General features: G+C 49.0%; 26 protein-coding genes and 4 tRNA genes. 14 read left to right on the forward strand and 16 right to left on the reverse strand.

Annotation, left to right across the window (positions count from 1 at the left end):
• Positions 1-232: 232 nt before the first annotated feature.
• Positions 233-883 carry a DapH/DapD/GlmU-related protein gene (locus tag CBR65_RS02400; RefSeq protein WP_087465378.1) on the reverse strand — a complete coding sequence of 217 codons (651 nt, stop codon included), beginning with the start codon at positions 881-883 and terminating at the stop codon, positions 233-235.
• 320 nt (positions 884-1,203) lie between these two features.
• On the opposite strand from CBR65_RS02400, the gene CBR65_RS02405 reads away from it, so the two are divergent.
• Complete coding sequence (locus tag CBR65_RS02405) at positions 1,204-1,938, forward strand: TIGR01621 family pseudouridine synthase (RefSeq protein WP_232461324.1); 735 nt, start codon at positions 1,204-1,206, stop codon at positions 1,936-1,938.
• Positions 1,939-1,991: 53 nt separating this feature from the next.
• Positions 1,992-3,443: an alpha/beta hydrolase gene (locus CBR65_RS02410; protein ID WP_157671952.1), complete on the forward strand. Its 1,452-nt coding sequence runs from the start codon at positions 1,992-1,994 to the stop codon at positions 3,441-3,443.
• A 222-nt stretch (positions 3,444-3,665) separates the two neighbouring features.
• On the opposite strand, the gene CBR65_RS02415 is transcribed toward CBR65_RS02410, so the two are convergent.
• The 7 genes from CBR65_RS02415 to folD form a co-directional block, all read right to left on the reverse strand.
• Complete coding sequence (locus tag CBR65_RS02415; RefSeq protein WP_087465380.1) at positions 3,666-3,947, reverse strand: pyrimidine/purine nucleoside phosphorylase; 282 nt, start codon at positions 3,945-3,947, stop codon at positions 3,666-3,668.
• A 158-nt stretch (positions 3,948-4,105) separates the two neighbouring features.
• Positions 4,106-4,181 (reverse strand) — tRNA-Asn (locus CBR65_RS02420).
• A 231-nt stretch (positions 4,182-4,412) separates the two neighbouring features.
• Complete coding sequence (locus CBR65_RS02425; protein ID WP_087465381.1) at positions 4,413-5,462, reverse strand: methyltransferase; 1,050 nt, start codon at positions 5,460-5,462, stop codon at positions 4,413-4,415.
• A 1-nt stretch (position 5,463) separates the two neighbouring features.
• Entirely contained in the window at positions 5,464-6,153 is a 690-nt protein-coding gene (gene rsuA, locus CBR65_RS02430; protein WP_087465382.1) for a 16S rRNA pseudouridine(516) synthase RsuA, read from the reverse strand.
• Positions 6,154-6,155: 2 nt separating this feature from the next.
• Positions 6,156-6,908, reverse strand: a complete 753-nt coding sequence (gene truC / locus CBR65_RS02435; RefSeq protein ID WP_087465383.1) for a tRNA pseudouridine(65) synthase TruC — start codon at positions 6,906-6,908, stop codon at positions 6,156-6,158.
• A 75-nt stretch (positions 6,909-6,983) separates the two neighbouring features.
• The gene (locus CBR65_RS02440; RefSeq protein WP_198300859.1) at positions 6,984-7,295 is read right to left on the reverse strand and encodes a hypothetical protein; all 312 of its coding nucleotides are present in this window, start codon (positions 7,293-7,295) and stop codon (positions 6,984-6,986) included.
• Positions 7,296-7,375: 80 nt separating this feature from the next.
• Positions 7,376-8,230, reverse strand: a complete 855-nt coding sequence (folD, locus tag CBR65_RS02445) for a bifunctional methylenetetrahydrofolate dehydrogenase/methenyltetrahydrofolate cyclohydrolase FolD (protein ID WP_087465384.1) — start codon at positions 8,228-8,230, stop codon at positions 7,376-7,378.
• Positions 8,231-8,397: 167 nt separating this feature from the next.
• Here folD and CBR65_RS02450 point away from each other — a divergent pair, with 167 nt between their 5' ends.
• Entirely contained in the window at positions 8,398-8,811 is a 414-nt protein-coding gene (locus CBR65_RS02450) for a hypothetical protein (RefSeq protein ID WP_087465385.1), read from the forward strand.
• A 38-nt stretch (positions 8,812-8,849) separates the two neighbouring features.
• Positions 8,850-9,620, forward strand: a complete 771-nt coding sequence (locus CBR65_RS02455) for a hypothetical protein (RefSeq protein WP_087465386.1) — start codon at positions 8,850-8,852, stop codon at positions 9,618-9,620.
• Between the two features lie 654 nt (positions 9,621-10,274).
• Here the strand turns inward: CBR65_RS02455 and CBR65_RS02465 are convergent.
• The 5 genes from CBR65_RS02465 to CBR65_RS02485 form a co-directional block, all read right to left on the reverse strand.
• The gene (locus CBR65_RS02465) at positions 10,275-10,571 is read right to left on the reverse strand and encodes a hypothetical protein (protein WP_087465388.1); all 297 of its coding nucleotides are present in this window, start codon (positions 10,569-10,571) and stop codon (positions 10,275-10,277) included.
• Positions 10,568-10,786 carry a hypothetical protein gene (locus tag CBR65_RS02470; RefSeq protein ID WP_157671953.1) on the reverse strand — a complete coding sequence of 73 codons (219 nt, stop codon included), beginning with the start codon at positions 10,784-10,786 and terminating at the stop codon, positions 10,568-10,570. The genes CBR65_RS02465 and CBR65_RS02470 overlap by 4 nt, the downstream gene beginning before the upstream one ends.
• A 302-nt stretch (positions 10,787-11,088) precedes the next feature.
• Positions 11,089-11,164 (reverse strand) — tRNA-His (locus CBR65_RS02475).
• Between the two features lie 71 nt (positions 11,165-11,235).
• Positions 11,236-11,312 (reverse strand) — tRNA-Arg (locus CBR65_RS02480).
• A gap of 47 nt (positions 11,313-11,359) precedes the next feature.
• Positions 11,360-11,436 (reverse strand) — tRNA-Pro (locus tag CBR65_RS02485).
• A gap of 212 nt (positions 11,437-11,648) precedes the next feature.
• Here CBR65_RS02485 and CBR65_RS02490 point away from each other — a divergent pair.
• The 6 genes from CBR65_RS02490 to CBR65_RS02515 all read left to right on the forward strand — a co-directional run bounded on the left by CBR65_RS02490 (position 11,649) and on the right by CBR65_RS02515 (position 16,435).
• Entirely contained in the window at positions 11,649-12,152 is a 504-nt protein-coding gene (locus CBR65_RS02490; protein ID WP_087465390.1) for a flavin reductase family protein, read from the forward strand.
• 513 nt (positions 12,153-12,665) lie between these two features.
• Positions 12,666-13,688 (forward strand): NAD(P)H-dependent glycerol-3-phosphate dehydrogenase, encoded by a 1,023-nt coding sequence (locus CBR65_RS02495; RefSeq protein ID WP_087465391.1) that lies wholly within the window; start codon positions 12,666-12,668, stop codon positions 13,686-13,688.
• A complete protein-coding gene (locus CBR65_RS02500; protein WP_087465392.1) occupies positions 13,685-14,074 on the forward strand; it encodes a DUF4389 domain-containing protein in 390 nt (129 codons plus the stop codon). Before CBR65_RS02495 ends, CBR65_RS02500 begins: the two co-directional genes overlap by 4 nt.
• Positions 14,075-14,097: 23 nt before the next feature.
• Positions 14,098-14,559, forward strand: coding sequence for a phosphohistidine phosphatase SixA (sixA, locus tag CBR65_RS02505; RefSeq protein WP_087465393.1), 462 nt, complete (start codon positions 14,098-14,100; stop codon positions 14,557-14,559).
• 54 nt (positions 14,560-14,613) lie between these two features.
• Positions 14,614-15,471, forward strand: a complete 858-nt coding sequence (locus tag CBR65_RS02510) for an alpha/beta fold hydrolase (protein WP_232461325.1) — start codon at positions 14,614-14,616, stop codon at positions 15,469-15,471.
• Between the two features lie 19 nt (positions 15,472-15,490).
• Positions 15,491-16,435, forward strand: a complete 945-nt coding sequence (locus tag CBR65_RS02515) for a DUF4892 domain-containing protein (RefSeq protein ID WP_087465394.1) — start codon at positions 15,491-15,493, stop codon at positions 16,433-16,435.
• A 61-nt stretch (positions 16,436-16,496) separates the two neighbouring features.
• Here CBR65_RS02515 and folE read toward each other — a convergent pair whose 3' ends face one another.
• Positions 16,497-17,036, reverse strand: a complete 540-nt coding sequence (gene folE / locus CBR65_RS02520; protein WP_087465395.1) for a GTP cyclohydrolase I FolE — start codon at positions 17,034-17,036, stop codon at positions 16,497-16,499.
• Positions 17,037-17,299: 263 nt separating this feature from the next.
• Here folE and prmB point away from each other — a divergent pair, with 263 nt between their 5' ends.
• From prmB to CBR65_RS02540, 4 genes are all read left to right on the forward strand, one after another.
• Positions 17,300-18,217, forward strand: a complete 918-nt coding sequence (gene prmB, locus CBR65_RS02525) for a 50S ribosomal protein L3 N(5)-glutamine methyltransferase (protein WP_087468883.1) — start codon at positions 17,300-17,302, stop codon at positions 18,215-18,217.
• 96 nt (positions 18,218-18,313) lie between these two features.
• Positions 18,314-19,414, forward strand: coding sequence for a chorismate synthase (aroC, locus tag CBR65_RS02530; RefSeq protein ID WP_087465396.1), 1,101 nt, complete (start codon positions 18,314-18,316; stop codon positions 19,412-19,414).
• Positions 19,415-19,491: 77 nt separating this feature from the next.
• Positions 19,492-20,688, forward strand: a complete 1,197-nt coding sequence (locus CBR65_RS02535; RefSeq protein ID WP_087465397.1) for an MFS transporter — start codon at positions 19,492-19,494, stop codon at positions 20,686-20,688.
• Between the two features lie 11 nt (positions 20,689-20,699).
• Entirely contained in the window at positions 20,700-21,473 is a 774-nt protein-coding gene (locus CBR65_RS02540) for an amidohydrolase (RefSeq protein ID WP_087465398.1), read from the forward strand.
• 55 nt (positions 21,474-21,528) lie between these two features.
• Here the strand turns inward: CBR65_RS02540 and CBR65_RS02545 are convergent, their stop codons facing one another.
• A complete protein-coding gene (locus tag CBR65_RS02545; RefSeq protein WP_087465399.1) occupies positions 21,529-22,260 on the reverse strand; it encodes a TIGR04219 family outer membrane beta-barrel protein in 732 nt (243 codons plus the stop codon).
• Between the two features lie 187 nt (positions 22,261-22,447).
• Complete coding sequence (locus tag CBR65_RS02550; RefSeq protein ID WP_087465400.1) at positions 22,448-23,329, reverse strand: LysR family transcriptional regulator; 882 nt, start codon at positions 23,327-23,329, stop codon at positions 22,448-22,450.
• Positions 23,330-23,406: the final 77 nt, after the last annotated feature.

Raw genomic sequence — 23,406 nt, forward strand, 5'->3', positions numbered from 1 at the left:
TCCGGTGCTCATTTACTTGAGTAAACTCCGCTCCTCACCAGCTTTTCGCCTTGCCTGAGTCTCGCCAGCCGATTTTTGAGATGGCCTCTAGCTATTTTGTGCCTTGCGACAATTCGTCGCATACCGGAAATTTTTTAAGCCGCTATACTTTTCATGAAATCCCTGTTCTTTGGAGTAGGGATTTCCACAATCTTCTGTTTATTAGCCCGCCGGTGCATGCCTGCGGGCTTTTTTATGATTTATTCCGGCGGTCACCGATAGGGCGCGCCGGATTACCCGCCACAATAGCAAAGGCCTCTACGGGGTGCGTGACAACGCTATCCATACCGACAATAGCGTGATCAGCGATAGTGACACCGTCGACAACGCCGACATGTGCACCTAACCAGACATCGCAGCCCAGGGTGATGCCTTTGGATGTGACCGGCTGGTCACTGATAGATCTCGTGGAGGACATGCCGTGATTGAAAGCATACAGATGGCAATAAGCAGCCAGGCGTGAATCATCACCGATGACAATGCCTTTGCTGCCGCCATCCAGCGTGACATGATGATTAATGGACACATTGCTGCCCAAAGTGATCGGCCCGTGAAGCACTGCATCAGCGGCGATAAAACTGTTGTCGCCTATCACGATGGTTCTCCCAGGTTCGGCAAATAAACGCGCTTCCGGTGCGATAAAACAATTCTTGCCGATCACAATATTTTCCATCGCTTGCAAATATGCTTGCCACTCATCTTGCCAGGCTTGTGCCCAGACACGATGGCTCGGTTTTAGCCGCGCATATAGCCAGGGCATATAGCTCAAACGCAACTGATGTTGCTGGCGATATTTTTCGAGATGGGATTCGCTGACGTGCGGAGGAGTTTTTTCAGTGGTCATGCAGGACGCTTATCGAGTATTTACCGAAGAAAGCGTGAGATTATACGCAAGCCTTGTTGAAGGGAAGAGGGTGTCCGCGTTGGCTGCCGGTAATCATGTGATACGTTAATCTGGTCTTACCTCGTATCGTCCATGATTGAGCAGATCTAACGTCATCCGGGGCGCCGCAATAGGCGCTCATAGGGTAATGAAATATGGGTCCCGTTCATGCAACCAACAGCGGACACTTGAAGCTAGTATAAACTTTCGCCCGTCAGATGCTATGGCCTGGATAGTTTTTTGCGGCGCAAACCCATGCATTCATATGGTTGAATGAGTATATGACTGTTATGCTCAAGCAGAATTTTATCGATCTTACTAGCGGCATTGTTTTTATGTATGACTTGCTCGACGACACGGCAGATTTTATCGTCATCTATAAATATCCCGGTGTCAGTTTTCACCGTGAAGGCGACCAGGCGGGATTATTTGAAACCGTAAAACAGCAGCAGATGCTTAATGAACTTTATCCTGTCCATCGGTTGGATAAAGTCACCTCCGGCATGTTAATTATGGCCAAAACAGCCACGGCCAATCGTATGTTGGGGGAAGCCTTTGCCCAACGCCAGGTAGAAAAATATTATTTGGCCGTCAGCAAACGCAAGCCCCGAAAAAAGCAGGGCTTGATTAAAGGTGATATGGAGCGAGCTCGACGTGGTGCCTGGAAATTAACGATTAACCAGAGTAATCCTGCCATTACGCAATTCTTCAGTAAATCGCTCGGCGACGGAGAGCGTTTATTTTTAGTAAAGCCTTATACAGGGCAGACCCATCAAATCCGCGTCGCTTTAAAAAGCATCGGCGCGCCTATCTGGGGCGATGAACTTTATGGTGGACAGGATGTACATGCAGATCGCACTTACTTGCATGCTTTTCAATTGCGTTTTCCGCTCAATAGTAAGACCTATTGCTATCAGGTTATGCCGCGCCATGGAGACGTATTTTTGCAACCACGCTTCATTGAAGCGATGCAAGATTTTATGCACCCTGACACTTTGGCCTGGCCAGCGTTATGAGATATCGCGCTACCATTTTTACAGCCTGTATTTTGTTGTCAGCCGTTTTGCTTGTGATAATTTTTTTTCATCCGACAACACCGTCAAATGAGCAATCAACGCCGTCATCTTCGACTCTTGACGAATATCGCTTTTTATTTAAAAACTGTTGGTTCGAAGTCCCATGGCAGGAAAATATTCGCTGCGGTGAGTTGCACACCGCGGCATCGACGGGCAGTTTTGTATTGCCGGTGGTGATTATTGAAGATCCTGGTTATGACAAAAAACCGGATGCTGTCTTTTATTTGCAAGGTGGTCCCGGGGCGAGTGCCGGCTTGAATGATGAAGGCATCGCCTACTGGTTACGTTGGCGTGACAACATGGCGCTGGGGCGTGATCTCATTCTTATGGACCCGCGTGGTACCGGACGCAGCCGCCCAGCGCTTCAATGTCGGGAATACGACGAGCTCAGCCTTGCAGTGTTAAAGCGTAATGCTACTGTGCTTGAGGAGTTGCGCGAGGGCTACACGGTGTTGGACGGTTGTTTTGCACAACTGCGCAAGGCAAAACCACCGTTTAATCCCGAGCATTACGGTACTCAACGCCACGCGCAGGATGTGCGGGCATTGATGAAATTATTGCCTTACGAGCAATGGAATTTATTGGGTGTGTCTTATGGAACCCGCGTTGCCATAGAAGCAGCAAACGTGCATGCAGGATCAAAGAACAATCCGGTGCGCAGCCTAATTCTGGATTCGATTTATCCAGCCAACCGCGGTGGCGTAACGAGTTTCCCCGCCGTGCTTGACCGGGCATTTGCGAATTTTTTCCAGTGGTGTGAAGCAACCGAATCCTGCGCAACAGACCTGCCAATTGAACTCGCTCTGGATGCTGCGCTGAGTCAACTTCGCGAAACGCCAGTAACCTTGACAGTAGCACGACACAATGGCGACATTCCGATAGAATTGGTGGTTAATGATCACCGTTTTATATCAGCCGTTTTTTCAGCGCTTTACAGCAAGCATCAATGGCCGCGTATTCCCAACGCTATCAACGCTGTTATCGACAATGACAACCGAGCACTCCTGTCATTAATGGAGCCCTTTGTTGAGAATGCGTTGGATGACGGTTTTTACAGCCTGGTATTTATGGCGGTGGACTGCCGGGACCACGGCATATCATCCCGCGAAGCCTATCAGCAGGAGCTGGAAAAATATCCGCGTTGGCGTGAGTACACGAGTGATTTATGGCAATACCAGGCGTGTCATTTTTTATCAGAAGGATCGGTGACCGTTGCTTCGACATTGGCATTACCGGATGTACCTGCACTAATCTTGGCGGGTAAACTTGATCCAATTACCCCGGTAGAGTGGGCGCAGTCGTTACACCGCGAGTGGCCGAATAGCCAGTTGCATGTAGTGCCGAACACCGGCCATGCAGTAATTAACAGCGATGACTGTGTTTATCAATCTTTGCGATCTTTTTTGGATGAGCCGACTAAACCGGTAGTTTTTTGTGGGGAATAATCTTTTTAGAGTGCTTTTGATAAGCGCTAGATTTTTCACTGGTATGACGAGGTGCATTTAAATAGTTCGTCATTAGCACAATACAAGTTTGGCGTTAGGCCTTTTGTTTCGAAACCCTCAAGTCACGGACGACTTGAGGGAGCTACAAGGATGTATTCATGCGTTTTCGAAACAAAAGGCCTAATGACAAACGGGCTACAGCGTGCCAAAAACAAATCCACCTTATTCGTACAAACACAAATAAGCTGTTTCAACATCAGCAGTCACTTTAAAACGTTGGTTCGCTTCAACTTCAAACGTTTCACCAGCCTTAAATGTTTGTGCGGTTTCGTTGCCAGGGAGGATAACGGTCAGGCTGCCGCTGGTGACGGTCATGTATTCTTTCTGGCTGGTGCCAAATTCATAATCACCTTTTGCCATAACACCAACGGTGGCGGGCAGGGTTTCGGTTTGAAAGGCGATGGATTTTACGGCGCCGTTGAAGTACTCGTTAACTTTAAACATGGCCTGGTCTCCCAATAGCATCTGGACCCAAGAGGGTGGTTAATGGCGGATGCGAAGATCGCTGTGTCTGATAACTTCCTATAACGACCATCACGCGGATCTCCACCAAACGGGCATAAAAAAGGCCGCAATCTATGCGGCCTTTTTCATCTTTAATCTGGCTCCGCCTGCTGGACTCGAACCAGCGACCCAATGATTAACAGTCATTTGCTCTACCGACTGAGCTAAGGCGGATTTACGGCTTCCTGTTCGGAAGTGGTGCGTATCCTATAGTCGAAGCCCCCCTCGGTCAACCCCTTTTTTCAAAAAAATCATGGGTCTAGCGCTGTTAAAGGCGGCATTGAAACCTGTCCGCTCAAATATTCCCCAAGCTGTATTAAGACTGTGCAAAATGGGTTTGGCTGAGATGGGTATCCTGTAAATATTGCTTATTTGAAAAGGGCTTGGTTGAGTAAATAACCTGAATCAATGGCCGAGGGTCACCAACTTGAAGCTGCCATTGTTAGCCAGGATATTCACCTGGCGGAAATGCTGCCGGGCTTTTCTTTCCAAGGGAATAAACTGATTCACGACAAATAAAGCGGTGCCGTGTCGGGCCAATAGACGCTTGGTGCTGATGATAAATTTGTCCGTCAGGTCGCCGTCCACGCTAAACCCTTGATGGAACGGCGGATTACAGAGGATGAGGTCGAAGGTCTGCTGAATCTGGTCCCCTGCATCGGCCGCAATGACGTCGGCGGTGATGTTATTCAGTTCGCAATTGTGGCGTGCGACATGGAGCGCCGCTGCGTTATTGTCGGTCAGTGTCCGCTGTTCCAGTGGCAGATCGGCGGTCATCAGGGTCAGGTATCCGTAGCCGCAGCCCAGATCCAGCAGTCGGGTGGGTTGCTCAGGTAATTGCGCCAAGAGTGCAGGCAATGCCTGAATCAGAAATTCACTGCCTTGGTCGATCTTGTTCCAGCCGAACAAGCCGGGTTTGCTATGGATAGGTACGCCATCAGGCGAATCGATAGGGCGTAATTGCGGGTAAACATTGTCGTCCAGCCATTGATCATTCTGTGGCATCAAGTTTTCCAATACGGCGGTATACACCATGCCATTTTTTTGCGCCGATACCTTGCAGCCAAAAAGTTTTCCCGCTTTATCAATGTAGGTTTTTATTCCCTCATTTTTTTGCCCGCAGAGAAATAATTTACCACCCGGTATCAACAATCGATGTGCTTGATTAATGATGTGATGCGTAACCGGTTTTTCTTTAGAGATGCGGTAAAACACATGGCTTAGCGAGGCGGCTTTTATCTCACTGAAATCGAAATCGCAGAACCGATGGTGGAATCCCAATTGCTCCGCTTGTTGAGCAACATCCCAACGGTTGGTCATCAAGAAGGGTTTGTTAGGCCATTGACCAATGGTTGGTAATGACGTTAAGACGTTTTCATCGCTGCACCACAAGGCTTCAGCAGCATTTTCCTGAACAATCATCCGGGTAAGCCAGGTGAGGGCAGCATCATTCATCTTAAACGCTCGCGATTTCCAGGTTGGTCAGGGGGCGGTATTCACCCGGCAGTAGATTGTCATCCAGTACTATTTCGCCGATACGTTCCCGATGTAATTCCACAACATGATTGCCGACAGCGGCAAACATGCGTTTTATCTGGTGATATTTCCCTTCGCGAATCGTCAGCAACGCTGAATGACTGGTGAGCAGTTGCAGTTCTGCGGGTTGAGTCGGCTTTTTTTCACCATGCAACAAAATGCCGTCGCGGAAGGTATCGGCGGTCTGCGCATCAATCGCATTTGCTGTGGTAACCCGGTAGGTTTTGCTGCACTCGCGGCGCGGGGAGGTGATCTGGTGATTCCATTGGCCATCATCAGTCAGCAACACCAGTCCGGTGGTATCAATATCCAGACGGCCGACGATTTGTAGATTCGCTTTATTGGGTTCGTCCAACAAATCCAGTACGGTTGGATGTTCACCATCGTGATTTGCGCAAATATAACCAACCGGTTTATTGAGCATGATGTAACGAACACTAAGCCGCTCAATGACCTCGTCATTAACGCTAACGACGTCATTCGCTTGAATATGTTGTGCCGCTTTTCGAGCTGTTGCATGGTTGATGGATACCGCGCCCTGCCGAATAAGCTGATGAATTTGTGAGCGTGTCAGGTCGGTGGAGTTGCCAATAAATTTATCCAGTCTCATGGTTATTCTCCCAGCCAGGCTGCGGGAACGGCAGAGCGCCAGGCAAAACGTTCCAGTAGTTGCATAAAGGTTTCATCCAGCGGCGCAGAAATATGTAGTGGGTGTTCTGTAAAGGGGTGGGGCAATCGGATATCGGTTGCCGCTAATAATAAACGATGCGCATTAAAATGCGCTTGAAAAAAGCGGTTGTGATTGCCCTTGCCGTGCTTGGCGTCTCCAATGATCGGGTGATTGATGTGCTTCATGTGACGACGAATTTGATGCTTGCGACCGGTCACAGGCTGGCACGATACCAGTGAATATCGGCTTTGAGGGTACTTATCAACCTGCACAGGTAATTCGATGCAAGCCAGGCGCTGAAAATGTGTGAGTGCATCCTGTGCCGGTTTATCTCTTCGCGCTTTTTTATCCGTACAGGCATCCTGTTCTTCCGTTAAAGGATGATCAATAGTTCCTTCTTCCAGAGCATAACCACGCACGATAGCGACATAATTTTTTTGCACCTGATTGGCGGCGATCAGCGTACCGAGTTTTTGTGCGCAATTGCTTGATAACGCAAATAACAAAACACCTGAAGTCGGTTTATCCAGGCGATGGACCGGGTATACATGTTGGCCGATTTGATCGCGCACGATCTGTAAGGCAAAGCGAGTTTCATGTCGGTCAATAGCGCTGCGGTGAACCAATAATCCACTTGGCTTGTTGATAGCAATGATGTGCTCGTCGCGATAAAGAATATCGAGTGTTTCAGGCATGGAATGACTAATGGGGAAGGGTGTTAACACATCAGGCGCACTAACGCCTGATGTGTGTTGTTCAAGCGGTAATACTTATTCAGTTGCGGTATCCACAACCGGGTCAGACTCATTGCTGCATCGCCAGCCCCAGGTTGTTTGCTTTTGCACAAACGATTCTGCCTGAACTTCGCATTTGTCAATTTCGTTGGTGTAAGTCCATAAGACTTCGGTCTCGCCCGCTTTGGTGTAGTGCACTTCACAGGGCAACTTCTCACCTGCTGTTGGGTACACCACTTCAATCACGCGCTCAACGCCATCGAGAGTACAGCTGTACTTGATATTGTCAGCGGCCATTGCGTTCAGGGTGAGTAAGGCTGTCATTACAAAAAAGATTATCTTACGCATTGCTTGCTCCTTGTTATCTTTCAGGGTTACCACTAGGCCACCATAAAGTGCAGTTATGACAACATCAACCAAAGAAAGGGTTATTTGGACGAACGGATCTTCTTTTCACCCGAGTCAACGGTTTGATAAATCAGGGTGTTGATGGTCATCGGGCCCACGCCACCCGGCACGGGTGTATAGGCAGCAGCTCGATCCACCAAGGGCTTCAATTCAATGTCGCCGACACCGCCGGGGTGATAACCGGCATCCACAACGACTGCGCCGTCTCTAATCCACTCAGCTTTAATAAATTCGGGTTTACCCACGGCCCCAACAATAATATCGGCTTGCTTGATCAATGCCGGTAAATCCTGCGTGCGGGAATGACAGATCGTGACGGTGGCGTTGGCGTTCAACAGCATCATCGCCATGGGTTTACCCAGAATCGGGCTGCGACCCACGACCACGGCGTGCTTGCCAGATAGGGGAATATTGTAGGCTTCCAGCAATCGCATAATGCCTTTCGGGGTTGCGCAACCGTAAGCCTCTTCGCCCATACTCATGCGGCCGAAACCGAGGCAGGTCACGCCATCAACGTCTTTTTCGGCGGCGATAGCATCAAAGCACAAGCGCTCATCAATCTGTTCCGGCACCGGGTGTTGCAACAAAATGCCATGGACATTGGGGTTCTGGTTCAACTCGTTAATCTTGGCCAGCAACTCCTCGGTGGTCGTCTGGCTGGACATCTCCACCTTCAACGAATCCATCCCGATACGCTTACAGGCGTTGCCCTTCATCTTCACATACGTGGCCGACGCGGGATCATCACCCACCAGAATGGTGGCGAGGATAGGGGTTTGACCGTTGCTGCTGGCTTTAAGCGCCGCAACACGCTGGGAAAGTTCTTGTTCGGTTTTTTCGGCAAGCGCCTTGCCATCGAGGACCATTGCAGACATGGGTTCAAGCTACCTTAGACAGTTGATCTTATAAGGGAAAACAGGGCGGCATTGTCCCACAGGCACGGTTAAATGGGGAGCTTTTGAGGTAAAGAAAAAGGGTAGGGGTGGAATGTTGCGACGCGCCATAGCTATCACAAAGCACCGAACAGGTGCTAGGTGCAAAAGTGATTGAAGCCCTGGGCACACTCAAACTGTTAAGCGCCGGCACTGCGAATATCACCGCCGTGGATAACCTCAACATCACCACCGCCAGCGATCAAAGCAATAAAATTGGATGCGACTTGAAGCGGCGGATAGGCAATATCGTTGATTCGTTGGCGGTGGCCAAACAACTGATAAAAATGCAGGGCGGTGGCAAGGTGTGGCTGGGTAGTGAATCGGTGAATGTGTTGCAGATCCTCAGTGATTTAATTCAGGCGGTGGATGTGGCGAATACCGCTTCATTACACACGCATCCTTATACCGATAATGGTTCACCGATGAATACTCAAGCTCCGAACCAAAGTAGTGCTTTCAGTAGTGAAAAGGAGCTGGGGGTCACCTTGAAGCTCCGGCTAGATCCAATTATCGAGATCTAGGTATACTGTGTTAATTGGGTTTTTCGGGAGCCGAGTTTATGGAGGACAAGGTAATAATGACCAGAGAAAAAAACGATCCTATTATTGTGGGCATTCTTATCGCCATCGGTGCTTTAGTGCTTTGGTATTTCGCGAGCTTAGCTATAGTTGAAGCAGTGCTGCCTGCATGGACCAGCGTCCTTTCCGATTTTTTTACAGCCGTAGCGGGTGCATTTGCAGGCGCTTTTTTTGCTTTCAAATTTAGCGATAGAATTGAAGCTAGACGTCGTAAAGAAGAGGAAGACACAAAAACCGAAAAAAACGTAGCTTTGATAAATAAGGCGTTAGTAAATTTGGCAGTGCAGCTAAACACCATAAAAAATATTGTTTTTACGCTACAAAAACAAGATCACTTTTTTTCTATTGCATTCAGTATGCGGGCTGTGGAAAATTTCCATGATGGTTCGCGGGTAGATGTGGGCGAGCTGTCGTTGGTGCTAACAAAATTTCCAGATTTGCTGCTTGAACTTAGCATCGAGCAAGATGGATTTATTCAAACACTTAAGTCTGTCTACGAGCGTAATAAGTTCTATTCTAATGTGTTGCAGCCAGAGATGCGTAAAGCGGACCTTTTAGGTCGCTCCTGCTCATTGGAAGAGTATCAGCGCGCTTTACCTGAATACGCTTTCAGAGGGGCAATAGATGCTGCGCAAATAATGATTGAAAATACAGCTGCTGCCGATATCGGCTTAAGCAAAAAATTTGTTGAGATTCGACAAGCAGCTGAGAAAATGTATCCAACGCAACAATTTTTGAAGTTGGAAGCATAATTTTCACAATACATTGCGACTCAGTTATTCTTACGATTATCTTCCTGAGGAAGAACGGTAAGGTTTGCATTTGTTGGGCGAATGACCTGCTGGAGCAACACAGATGGTAGTGAAAGAATTTGCAAGGATCGAGAGGCTATAGTGATATTTTATAAGACGCTGCGTGATTTTATGAACGATGAAAACTGGAATGCTTTGAACTTGGCAAGTTACGCGGCTGAATGTGGAGCATACTTTTTGGTGGAGCAAGATTCGGATTTCTGTTTTACTGGACAAGAATTTTTCACTTGGTACAAATTCAAAGATGAATTTTGTGGGAAGTTAGAGGATATTTACCGAGTTATTTACATGCCAGGTGTCTCATATCTATTGCATGATGTCGACGACACCAGTTCTATATGGCTCTGCTATACTAGGAATCTCCTGTTTGTTTCGATTCCGTTGACAATTTTGTCAGCCATAATCGTTCCATATTTTACTGCCATTCTCACGTTCTGATTGTGGCGCTAAATTTTCCTATGGCAGTGATTACTGGGTTATTGGTGTTGCCCGCTTCCTTGCGAGTGGCGTCATTTATAGGTCTATTGCCTATTGGGGACAGAACTATGAAAACTTCTGTCCATCGAAGATGGAAGTTGCTAATACAAATGTGGGTTATGCGTGTTTTTCCCATTCCGATTCATATCCGCTATTTCTGAGGTATGCCCGAATACTTTCAAAAACGTACTCGTTCCAGGCCTCAAGGTCTGATTGCCCTGCTACAACTTCCCCTTTCTTTTTGTCTTTTACAATTTCATCGACCATATCCCAAAAAAATTTGGCCAGTGCATCGGCTTCTTCTGATGATACGGCTTGGCCAGCCTCAATGACTTTAATTACTATTGGACGATCAAGCTTTCGTGCGTAGTGAAGAATGAAATCTTTTTCTTCTTCAAATTTGTATTCAATCATAATGCTTTCCTCGCATCGGTAATTTTGCTCATCCTGTCCGCAACCCATGCTAGTTTCTTTGCGAGCGTATACACAGTCATCTGTTCTGTCACGGTTAACAGATAATGCTGCTTTTCTCGTTTGTCCTGGACGAATGCAAGACCGCTAGGAATATCAGCGGCTTCCAGTACCCAATAAACGTTCACCGCTTTGCCATCGGCATGTTTGGTTTTCATTCTGTACTTATCTTTTAGGTGCTGCCAGTGGGCGGAAAATGAAAGCCCCATTTGGTCATGCGGTATAACCCAGTGCTTACATGGTGAAAACAGGTAATCCTTTACTCCTAATCGTCTGCACTAGCGTTTGGACGTCATTTCCGGCTTTGTGGGCATATTAGCGACTTGGCCACGGCTGTATTGTAAGCAGTATCAAGCATTTATTAGGGAGAAAAAGGGTGCGATGCAGTTTGGGAAGGATTATCGAAAAACACCAATAGTTTGGCGTTTGAGTTAGCAAGGAGTGTTTAACGGACGGGGAGTGGGGTGGCTGATGGGGCTCGAACCCACGACCACTGGAATCACAATCCAGGGCTCTACCAACTGAGCTACAGCCACCGTAGCATTGCAGACAAACTTTTTAACACACTCACCAGCTATTTGGTAATGACACCAATGCTTCAAACAAATGGTACGCCCGGCAGGACTCGAACCTGCGACCATCCGCTTAGAAGGCGGATGCTCTATCCAGCTGAGCTACGGGCGCATACTGGAAGTCGAACCCTGGCAGGTTCCCGTTATAGCTAGGTAAAGTGGTCGGAGTGGAGGGATTCGAACCCCCGACATTCTGCTCCCAAAGCAGACGCGCTACCGGACTGCGCTACACTCCGAATGAAACCAGGAGCACCTGATTTCGAGAGGTGCGCATGATACCCATGCGCTCAGGGATCGTCAACGAAAAAGGATTAAGTCGTTGAAATAATCTGGATCTATTGAGCAGATTATCTGCGTCTCGCTGGCTTAATGATCAGCAATGACGCCTTGCTCTTGTTTCAACGCGGGTCTGTGGTCAGAATAGTGCGTCAGTCCGTTGGGAGTTTGTATGCAAAACAATAATGTAGGCGTTGCAATGAAGTTGGGGATGCGTCGGCTTGCCTCTGGCGTATGTATCTTGTCAGCGCGCACAGAAAATGGCGAGTTGTTTGCCATGACCGTATCTTCTGTCACATCCGTATCGGACAATCCCGCTTCTTTATTGGTATGCATCAATAAGACAGTTTCGCAGCACGATTACCTGTCAACCCCGGGCACTCATTTTGCGATTAACGCTTTGAACTCTGGTCAGCAGGACCTTTCCAATCTGTGTGCCGGGCGTGAGCAGGGGCGGGATCGCTTCAGCATTGGCGCCTGGCAGCAAGACGAAAACGGTGTGCCGTATTTAACCGACGCCCAGGCAGCTTTTTTCTGTCAGGCGGATAAGGTAATGGAATACGGCACTCACCACATTGTTGTGGGCAAGATTCACCAGGTATTAGTGGGTGAGGATGATGTTAATCCCTTGCTATACGTTGATGGCCGCTACGGTTTACTGGCGCGTCCTGAATAAAGAAATCCTTCAATTCACCTTTGGTGCGCAGATTTGGCCGATGAGTAATAACCGGGCATTTTTTAATTTCTGCTAACCATTTGTTTGCTGTAAAACGCAGCAAAAATTAACGTGATTATGCTCTTGTATTATGAAAGTTTTGTGGCTACGGTCGGTTCGCGGTTAATGTCCACTAACCTTTTATGCACACCTTGGGTGCGGAATTAATCAAGTTGTTTGAAGACTGCACTAAAACCTGTTTTTGCTCGGATAAATGTTTGTAATTTATTGATTTATAAGGGAAAAATAAATAAGGTCAAAAAATGCACAATTTGTAGTTAGGCCAGATATTTTGCGGCTTGGCGATGGTTTCCCAAAATGTATCCACTAAGTTATCCACAGAAAATGTGGACAAATTAAATGTGAATTTTATTGTGCAAAAAAGTTACAGTTACTCTTGCGTATCACTTTTCTCCACCAGAATTGCTACAGTTTTCCTGTCATTAATGACGCCGTTGTTTGGATTTGAATGCTATGAGTGAAAAATTAAAGGTTGCAGTACTGGGGGGCGGGAGTTTTGGCACAGCTATTGCCAATATCATTGCCTGTAATCAACACGTCGTCAGTTTATGGATGCGTTCGCCGGAGCAGGCAGCGGAATATCAATCTGCGCGCGAAAACACGCGTTACCTTCCCGGCTATCGCTTGCATGACAGCCTGAGTATTACCGCTGATCTTGAAGCGGCTGTCTCCGTCAGTGACTTGATATTTGTTTCAATTCCCAGTCATTCATTTCGCGCAGTAACCCGTCAGATGCGGGTTTATCTCAAACCAGAGGCAATTATCATCAGTACCGCCAAAGGTATTGAGCCTGAAGGCTTTACCTTGATGAGCCAGATTCTTGAGCAAGAGTTGCCTTCACATCGGATCGGTGTGCTCAGTGGTCCTAATTTTGCTAAAGAAATTGTGCAGCAACAACAAACTGGCAGTGTTATCGCCAGTGAACATCAGTCGGTTATCAGTTGTGTCCAATCGACCTTGAGTTCTGCGACCTTTCGCGTTTATGCAAACAATGATCGCTATGGTGTGGAATTGGGTGGGGCGCTAAAAAATATTTATGCAATTATTTGTGGTATGGCTGCGGCGCTTGGCGCAGGCAATAATACCCAGGCGATGTTGTTGACGCGTAGCCTTGCCGAGATGGGGCGTTTTGCCAGCCTTATGGGCGCTAATCCAATGACATTTTTAGGCTTGGCCGGTGTGGGCGATTTAATTCTCACATGTACTTCTGATTTGAGTCGTAATTATCGCGTGGGTTATGCGTTGGGGCAGGGTAAGCCACTGGATGAAGTGGTTTCCGGTTTGGGGCAGGTTGCAGAAGGCGTCAATACTTTGCGTCAGGTAAAACAAAAAGCGGATGAATTAGGTGTTTATATGCCGCTTGTATCGGGCTTACATGGTATTTTGTTTGAACAGAAAAAAATTGCAGACGTCGTGCGTGGTTTGATGTTGGGCGAACAAAATTATGATGTGGAATACGCAGGAAAACGATCATGAATAATGAAGAACTAAAGTCAAATCTCCTTTCGTCCAGGCATTGGTTGCGTCTGGTGTTTATGTTGCTCTTCGCAGCATTATTGCAAGTTGCCAGCATTATCATGTGGGTATTGGTGGTGTTGCAGTTCGTCTTCTCGTTAATTACCGGGCAGGACAATATCAACCTGCGGCGCTTCGGACATTCGCTTTCTACTTATATCTATCAAACATTGAAATTCCTCACCTACAGTAGCGAAGAAAAACCTTTCCCCTTTGCAGATTGGCCCACAATTGACGAGGAGCCGCCAGTAGTAGAGGTGGTCATCGCAGAAAAACCGCGCGCTCGCACACGAGCCAAAGCTGCGCAAAAGAAAAACGATAACGATACACAACCTGACAATTCATAACGCTATTAGCCCGGGAGGTGGATATGGAGCTGTTTATTCTGCGACATGGTGAAGCGGAACCTCGAACGACCACAGATGATGTGCGCCAGTTGACCGATAAGGGGCGTGCTGATGTGGCCAGAATGATCAAATCTTCATTGGAAGATTTGGGCGAGTTGACTCACATTTGGGTCAGCCCCTTGGTGCGTGCTCAGCAGACCGCTGAAATCGCCGGTGAATTGATCGGTGATATGGAGCCTTACACCACAGAGCTGCTAAGCCCCGATGCCGATCCCCAATTGCTCTTTAACCAGTTGCAACTCAGTGAATGCCAGGGGTTGTTATTGGTTAGTCACCAGCCTCTGGTCAGTAAAATTCTCGATACGCTCTGCGGCACCGCTAACGGCTACCATGATATGGCCACGGCCTCACTGGCGTGTGTGGACATTGACATCATTGCTGCCGACATGGGCAAGTTGCGCTGGTTACGCCATTCATCGACTTGATAACTGCCGATTCTTCAGCCACGCTTTTTTGTGAGTCGCTAATGGAGATTGAGCATGCCACGTGAAATGGCGTTTGAGATTGATGGATTAACGTTTGCAGCCCAGGAATGGGGCGAGCCGGGTAAGCAGCCCATCCTTGCGCTTCATGGTTGGTTGGATAACAGCGCAAGCTTTTATGCGTTGGCGCCCCGTCTTCATGATGTGCATCTGGTTGCAGTCGATATGGCTGGACATGGGCAAAGTTCACATCGTCCTGGCGGCGCTCCCTACAATATTTGGGAGGATGTTGCGGAAATCTTTGCTATCGCGGATCAACTGGCGTGGGAGCAATTTACCCTGTTGGGACATTCGCGCGGTGCCATTATCAGTATGCTGGCGGCAGGTACTTTCCCTCAGCGGATTTCGCGGCTGGCGCTCATAGAGGGGCTTCTGCCCGAACCTACAAAAATGGAAGATGCGCCGGAACAATTGGCGCGCTCGATCCTGGGTTTGCGCACTCAGGCCAGCAAGCCCTTATCCCTCTACAAAGATTTATCTTCGGCGGTCAAAGCCCGCGAGCGGGGAATGTTTCCCTTGAGTAATGCCGCCGCTGCCGCATTAACCGAGCGCGGTGTCAAAGGTGTACCGGGGGGTTATCAATGGAGTACAGATCAACGCTTACTGGCTCCGTCAGCCATCAAATTGACTCGTGAACATGTGCAGGCGTTTATTGCACGTATTACCGCACCGATAAAATTGATTCTGGCGGAGGGCGGTATCCCCAAAATGTTCTCCGGGTTTCAGCGTGAAGTGTCGGTATTTCCCCAGGTTGATGTTGAGGTTATGCCTGGCGGACACCACTTACATATGGAAGGCGAGGTTGATGCCGTTGCGGCCTCATTGAATCGTTTCTTTGAAAAAACGCCCCTATAAAATTAGTGAGGAAAACTCCTTGTTTTTATCTGCTCCAACGTCTCGCGGTCAATTATGTGCATGGGTAATCCTTTTATTTCTATGTAGTGGCGGGTGGGTTGTTGCCCAAACGCCGGAGACTGATCTGGGGCTTGAAGAATATCCGCATGCGCGAATTGTCTTTCGCAGTCAGCTTGAGGATGATGATTACGTCCTGGCTTTGGGTAGTTTCAAGAAAACGGAAGGTATGTGGAGTGTTGATCACCATCAACGGCTCAGCGGCAAACTGACACGTATGACGCTGGAACTACCATCAACCCATAGTGCGGAAGATGGTTTTCATTTTTATGCCCGGCAATTAAAAAAATTGAGCGCACGCGAGTTATACCGTTGTGATGGTCGTGAATGTGGGCCGAGCAACAGCTGGGCCAACAACCATTTTAAAGTTATTCAGTTGTACGGGCTGGATCAGCACCAACACTATGCAGCCTACGAAATAATACAGGAGAAAAAAGCACCCTATTACGTTTCTCTCTACGCGGTTTTGCGTGGCAACAAACGCGTGTTGGTGCAGCTTGATATCCTGCAAAGCGATAAAGCGCCGGCAGAAAGTATTGCTACTGATCCTGACTCACTGCTGCGTTTGTTTCAAACCCAGGGGTTTTACGTCTTCCCCGGTGCAGTTGCGGATGATGAGGCGGGGCAGTCCCATCTGCTGATCAAACCGGAGCATGTCAAAACGCTGGTTAAAGTGTTGCAGCGACAAGCACAATGGAAGGTTGCGTTGGTTGGCCACGATTATCGAGGCAATGCACCGGCCAATCAGCAGCATGATTCACTCCGTTATGCTGAATCACTTAAGGCTGCGTTGGTCGAGGAAGGTATTGCGGCGAGCCGTATCACCACTCACGGCTTGGGTAGCCTTGCTCCGGCGGGGCGGGGCAATCTAAGTGCGCGCGTGGAAGTGGTAAAGTTGAGCAACTGATACGGCTGCTGGATGAGATATCCGAAAATGCCCACCTGTGTGGGCATTTGTTTATGGGCGGTTAGCGCAACAGTGACAGGAACTCGGTCCGGGTTGCCTGATTGCTGCGGAAAGAGCCGAGCATGGCCGAGGTTTTCATGGAGGAATTTTGTTTTTCCACGCCGCGCATCATCATGCACATGTGCTTGGCCTCGATAATGACCCCGACACCGGATGCGCCGGTAATTTGTTGCACTGACTCGGCGATCTGAACAGTGAGTTGTTCCTGGATTTGCAGGCGGCGCGCGTACATATCCACGATTCGCGCTACCTTGGATAGCCCGAGCACTTTACCGGTTGGTATATAAGCCACATGGGCTTTGCCGATGAAAGGCAGCAGGTGATGCTCGCACAATGAATACAGCTCGATATCCTTCACCATAATCATTTCGCTGGACTCGGACGGAAACAGGGCGCCGTTTACCACCTCATCCAGGGTTTGATTGTAGCCGCGCGTCAGGAATTGAAAGGCCTTGGCGGCACGTTCCGGGGTGTCAACCAACCCTGGTCTGTTCAGGTCTTCACCGATGCCGGCAATGATGTGGGCAAAATGTTCTTTCATAACCGTAGTCCTCGCCATAATCAGGGCGTCTCTCGTCAGACGGATCTCTCATCAGAAACTGACCGCAAGGCTAACGATATGCTTCGCTAACCGGGCCGCGCTGGGGGCGCTCACCCTACGTGATGCCGGCAAAATCGTAAAGTACTTTTTATGCCAATATGGCGGGTTGGTACCCTCCGGCGGCGGTGCTTTTTCATTTAAAGTTTTCGATATCCCGGTAGAATGCCGAGCTAACCAAAACAGCATAGGGTAGAGATGTGAGTATTGGACAAAAGCACGATGTCTGCAGTGATTTAATCAGCATACGCGACTACATCCGCTGGGGTGCCAGTCAATTCAATGCAGCAGGGCTATTCTTTGGCCATGGCACTGACAATGCCTGGGATGAAGCCTTGCAACTGGTGCTGCATGCCTTGCATCTGTCGTTGCCCTTGAACCCCGAGGTGCTTGATGCCCGCTTGGCCTTGGCCGAGCGTAAGGATGTTATTGCACTGCTGCGTCGGCGTATGGATGAACGTATTCCTGCCGCCTACCTCACTGGCACCGCCTGGTTTGCCGGTTTACCCTTTAAAGTTGACGAGCGCGTCCTGGTGCCACGGTCGCCTATCGCCGAGCTGATTGAGGATCAATTTGCGCCCTGGTTGCTGCGCGAACCTGAATATATCCTCGACCTTTGTACCGGCAGTGGCTGCATCGGGATTGCTTGTGCCTATGTCTTTCCCGAAGCCGCCGTGGATTTGAGCGATATCTCCGTGGATGCTTTGGCGGTGGCGCAACGTAATATCGATATCCATGAAGTCGGCCACCGCGTGCGTACGATCGAATCGGATTTGTTTAATGAATTGGCAGAGTTGCGCTACGACTTGATCGTCAGCAATCCGCCCTATGTGGATGCCGAAGACCTGGCCGAGATGCCGGCGGAATACCGAGCCGAGCCGGCATTGGGCTTGGCGTCCGGTGTGGATGGGCTCGACTTTACCCGCCGCCTGCTCCGGGAAGCGCTTGATCATTTAACAGAAGAGGGCGTATTGATCGTCGAGGTGGGCAACAGTTGTGTCGCGCTGGAAGAGGCTTTCCCCGAGTTGCCTTTCACCTGGCTGGAGTTCAGGCGTGGCGGCCACGGTGTGTTTCTGCTGACGGCCGCGCAATTGCATGAGGCGTCGGCGCAAGGGTTGCTTTAATGCTGATTCCCGAGAAGGGGTGCTGCCTGCCGGTCACTCACGTATAATCGCCGGCTTCCTGAGTTTTCCACATCTATTTTGACGCAAGAGAGCATTATGTCCGGTAACAGTTATGGCAAATTATTTACCGTCACCACCTTCGGCGAGAGCCATGGCCTGGCATTGGGCTGTATCGTAGACGGTTGCCCGCCGGGGCTCGAACTCAGCGAAGCGGATATTCAAATAGATCTGGACCGTCGTAAGCCCGGTCAATCCCGCTATACCACCCAGCGCCGCGAAGCGGATGAGGTGAAGATTCTCTCCGGTGTGTTTGAAGGCAAGACTACCGGTACACCCATCGGGTTGATCATTGAAAACACCGATCAGCGCTCCAAAGATTATTCCAATATCAAAGACCAGTTCCGGCCGGCCCATGCCGATTACACCTACATGCAAAAATACGGTGTGCGCGATTATCGCGGCGGCGGTCGCTCGTCTGCACGTGAGACGGCGATGCGTGTAGCGGCGGGCGCTATTGCAAAAAAATATTTGAAGGATGTATTGGGCATTGAAGTGCGCGGTTATCTTTCGCAGTTAGGTCCGATCAAAATTGAAACCGTGGATTGGGATCAGATTGAACAAAATCCTTTCTTTTGTCCTGATGCCAGTAAAGTGCCCGAGATGGAAGAGTTTATGAAAGTCCTCAATAAAGAGGGCGACTCCATCGGTGCCAAAATTACTGTGGTGGCGACGGGTGTTCCACCGGGTTTGGGCGAACCGATCTTTGATCGTCTCGATGCAGAAATTGCCCACGCGTTGATGAGCATCAATGCGGTCAAAGGTGTAGAAATTGGTGAAGGATTCGGTGTGGTGGATCAACGCGGCAGCAAGCACCGTGATGAGATGACGCCGGAAGGTTTTCTGTCCAATAACGCGGGCGGAATCCTCGGCGGCATTTCCTCGGGCCAGGATATTGTGGCGAACATTGCGCTCAAGCCCACCAGCAGTTTGCATATTCCCGGCCGCAGTGTGGATGTGCACGGCAATGCGGTGGAGGTGGTCACTAAAGGCCGCCATGATCCCTGTGTCGGTATTCGTGCGACGCCCATTGCCGAAGCGATGTTGGCGTTGGTGTTGATGGATCACCTGCTTCGTCATCGCGGTCAAAACGGTGCGGTCAAACACGATGTACCGGTAATTCCTGCGCGCGTTAAATAATCCTGTGCGATAGCGGTCGACTCTGGTTCGGCCGCTATCATCTTTTTTCTGTTTCCCCGGCGTTGTCCGCAACTGTTATGTCTGACTCCCTGTCACCTGTTACGTCGCCGGCGTTGCCCTACTGGCGATTATCCAGTTTCTATTTTTTTTATTTCTGCGTCGTTGGTGCGATGGTTCCCTATTGGGGCGTGTATCTGAAATCCCTGGGATACAGTTCGCGCGATGTCGGCATTATCGGTGCGATCATCCTGGCTACGCGCATTATTGCTCCCAACTTTTGGGGCTGGTTGGCAGACCGAACGCAAAAGCGTTTGCAGATTATTCGCCTCGGTAGTTTTGCTGCCTGTGCATTCTTTGCCGGTGTTTTTGTCGATCAGTCATTTGTGTGGTTGGTCGTGGTGGTGAGTGCTTATACGTTTTTCTGGCATGCCGTATTGCCACAATTTGAAGTGATCACACTGAGCTATCTCGCAAAAGACCACCATCGCTATGGGCAAATTCGCTTATGGGGGTCCGTGGGTTTTATTGCGGCAGTGATGTTGTTAGGTTGGCTATTCGATATATTGTCGGTCCGCTACTTGCCGGTATTTATCTTTACCTTTTTGTTGTTGATCGGCTTGTCCAGCATCAGTTTGAAACCGATAGCGCCACAGGTATCGAATAATAAATCTGGTGGTTTTTGGCGAGTTGTCGGTCAGCCGACGATGCTATGTTTTTTATTGATGAGTTTTTTGTTGCAGCTCAGTCATGGGCCTTACTACACTTTCTATAGTCTGTATCTGATTGATAACCACCAGTACAGCAGTGGTGTTACCGGGTTGTTATGGGCCCTGGGTGTGATGGCTGAGGTAGTGGTGTTCATCGTGATGCACCACTTGCTGCGACATTTTTCGTTGCGCACCTTACTGTTGTGGGTGTTGTTAGTGACGAGTATTCGCTGGTGGTTGATTGCCGCCTTTGCAGAATATTGGCCGATGCTGGTCTTTGCCCAGCTGTTGCACGCGGGTAGCTTTGGTGTGGCTCATGCAGTATCTATCGAAATGGTGCGGCGTTATTTTGGTGGTGCTCACCAAAGCCAGGGGCAGGCCTTGTACAGCTCCCTTAGCTTTGGTGCCGGAGGCGCTCTGGGTGCATTGTTGGGCGGCATCTTGTGGGATTATAGTGCCGAGCTGACGTTTTATCTGTGTGGCATGTGTGCTTTGTTGGCTTTTTTGATTGCATATTTGGGCGTCTTCCCCAAAGCGCATACGGTTATCGAATCATCTGACTCTTGAGGTAGATCGCTGTGAATGATTTGCGTATTGCATTAATTCAACACGAAATATTGCCCAATAATCCGCAACATAATCTGGATGTGTTTGCGCAAGAAATCAAACTTGCCAGCGGTTGTGATCTGGTGATTTTGCCGGAGGTTTTTACTACAGGTTTTTGTGCTGGTGCGCGCAACTATGCCGAAGCGGTCGATGGGCGAGCATACGAATGGATGGCGCGACAAGCGAACGCGCTGGGTGCAGTCATAACCGGAAGTCTGGTTGTTAAGGACGGTGAAAATTATTTTAATCGGATGGTCTGGATGCGCCCTGATGGTAGCCATACTCATTATGATAAACGCCATTTGTTTCGCATGGCTGGTGAACACACTCGCTACGCCAGTGGAAATAAACGCGTGGTGGTTGAAGTCAAGGGTTGGCGAGTTTTATCGCTTGTGTGTTATGACCTGCGCTTTCCGGTGTGGTCGCGTAACCGTGGTGACTATGATCTGGCGATTTATGTTGCCAACTGGCCGAGTGCGCGGGAATTGCATTGGAATCGATTATTGCAGGCGCGAGCTATCGAAAATTTAAGTTACGTCGCGGGTGTGAATCGTATTGGTGTCGATGAAAAACAACAGCATTATGGTGGTGACTCGTCAGTCTATGGTCCTGATGGTATTGAGTTACTTCAGGCAAAAACAGCTAACGGCTGTTTTATTGTGCAGTTGAGCGCGCAGCGATTGCAGGAGTATCGCACAGTATTTCCGGCGCATATGGATGCGGATAATTTTGAGTTGCGCGATTGATGTTCTAAAAAAATACCCCGGCATTGCCGGGGTATTTTTAGTTCACGTGATGTAATTAAAAGTGGAACAGCAGTGCAGCGTAAGGGCCCTTAAGTTGTATATCGGCCGTTACATCCTCATCAACTTCCAATGACATTTCACGGTAGCCAACTTCCAGGCCGATATCCAATGCTGAATCAAACATATACTGCAATTTGGCGCTGTAGTCGGTCAGGCGATTGTCTTCATAATTGATCGCGTTGCCTTCAAGGCCTACAGAAAATCCGGTCAGGGGTAAATCGAATTGCGCTTTTGCATAAATCATCGGGATGGCTTCATCCAGTTCCACTGATTCAGCTGTAAATTCGCTCACGGCGGTCACGTGACCATCGAATTTACGAATATTCAAACCAACGTCCAGGTTCACCCAATTGTCGAGCAATTCATAGTAAAGCACGATATCCATATGGCTGAGATCGAAGTCAGAGGCGACTTCAGTGCCGGCGACGAAGGTAGTGCCATCAATGGTGAAAGTTTGATCAATGGTTGCGGTTTGTTCGCTGGTAATATCCATTTTTTGCAGCTTGATGTTCGGAATAATCGGTACCGGATGCTCTAGCGCAATGTAATAGTAGTTGTTGTCTTCTTCATCCATGCCCAGGGATTTCACATCAATGCTCGGGTCGCCAGCGTTACCGCTGTATTCTCCCTGCCATTGGCCAGCTCCCGCATACACACCGAGAATAGTATCGGCTGCTGCGAAAGGAGAGAGAAGCGCCAGGGTTGTGGCAAGAGTCAGTTTTTTCATGATATGTGTCCCTCGATGGTGATGTTAACGCGACGAAAATGTCAGGCTCTAAGTGTATAAATTGATCGTTACAAAGTGTAGATGAAAATACATAGTTTGCGGTAATACTTGGCATAACACACGGTGTTTCTCAGTGTGGTTTTTTGAAAAAAGAATAGTCATTCATCGTGCGAACGAGTAGCCATCTTTAAACACTATGTAATCCATCGCGCTTAAGCAGTTCAAGAAATGCGCGCGCCGCATTATTCAGGCTGCGTTGGCGGTGGGAAATACAGCCCAAAGGGCGTGTCAGTGGCGGGTGTTGTACCGGTAATATTTGCAGCTCTTCGTCGATCATCGTTTCCGGCAAAACGCCCCAGCCCAATCCAATAGCCACCATCATCTTGATGGTGTCGAGGTGATTAGTCACCATGGTGATATCCAGCACTTGCTGCTGCCGATCAAACACGGTTCGAATCAGACGTGTGGTGTAGGTATTCATATCCGGCATGATGGCTTGATACGGCGTCAAATCCTTCAATGTTAAGGTCTTTGCTTTGGCTAGCGGATGCGCCGGTGCTGCAACAAAACGCAGCTGATCCCGCCAGATCACATCGGCGGCAATGCGCGAATCCATTTCTTCGGCGAGTGTGATGATGGCCAAGTCAAAGCGCCCTTGGATAATTTCCTGAAAAGCTTGTTCAGAATCGAGAAAATGCAGGTCCAGTTTTACCTCGGGGTAGCTGCGTGAGTAATCACGTAGATAGGGCGGCAAACGGTGGAGGCCAATGTGGTGGCTTGTCGCGATGCTTAATTGACCGCGAACATCGCCTTTCAAGTCCGCAATGGCACGTTGGGCGGCGGCCACCTCCTGGAGAATATTTCGCGCAGTTGGCAGTAGCGACAATCCCGCCTGGGTCAGTGACACCTGGCGCCCGATGCGATCAAACAGAGTGGTATGGAGTTGTTCTTCAAGAATAGCAATGCGTTTGCTCACCGCTGGTTGCGTTAGGTGCAGGCGCAATGCGGCCGCAGAAAACGAACCGGTTTCGGCAATGGCAAGAAAAGCCTGTAGGTGTTGGGTATCCATTGGCAGTCACTATATCTATTCTTATTTGGAATGCAATCTATAAAAATTATAAATTTGTTTTATAGGTTTGTGGTCCG

Source organism: Cellvibrio sp. PSBB006 (assembly GCF_002162135.1).
Classification (GTDB): domain Bacteria; phylum Pseudomonadota; class Gammaproteobacteria; order Pseudomonadales; family Cellvibrionaceae; genus Cellvibrio.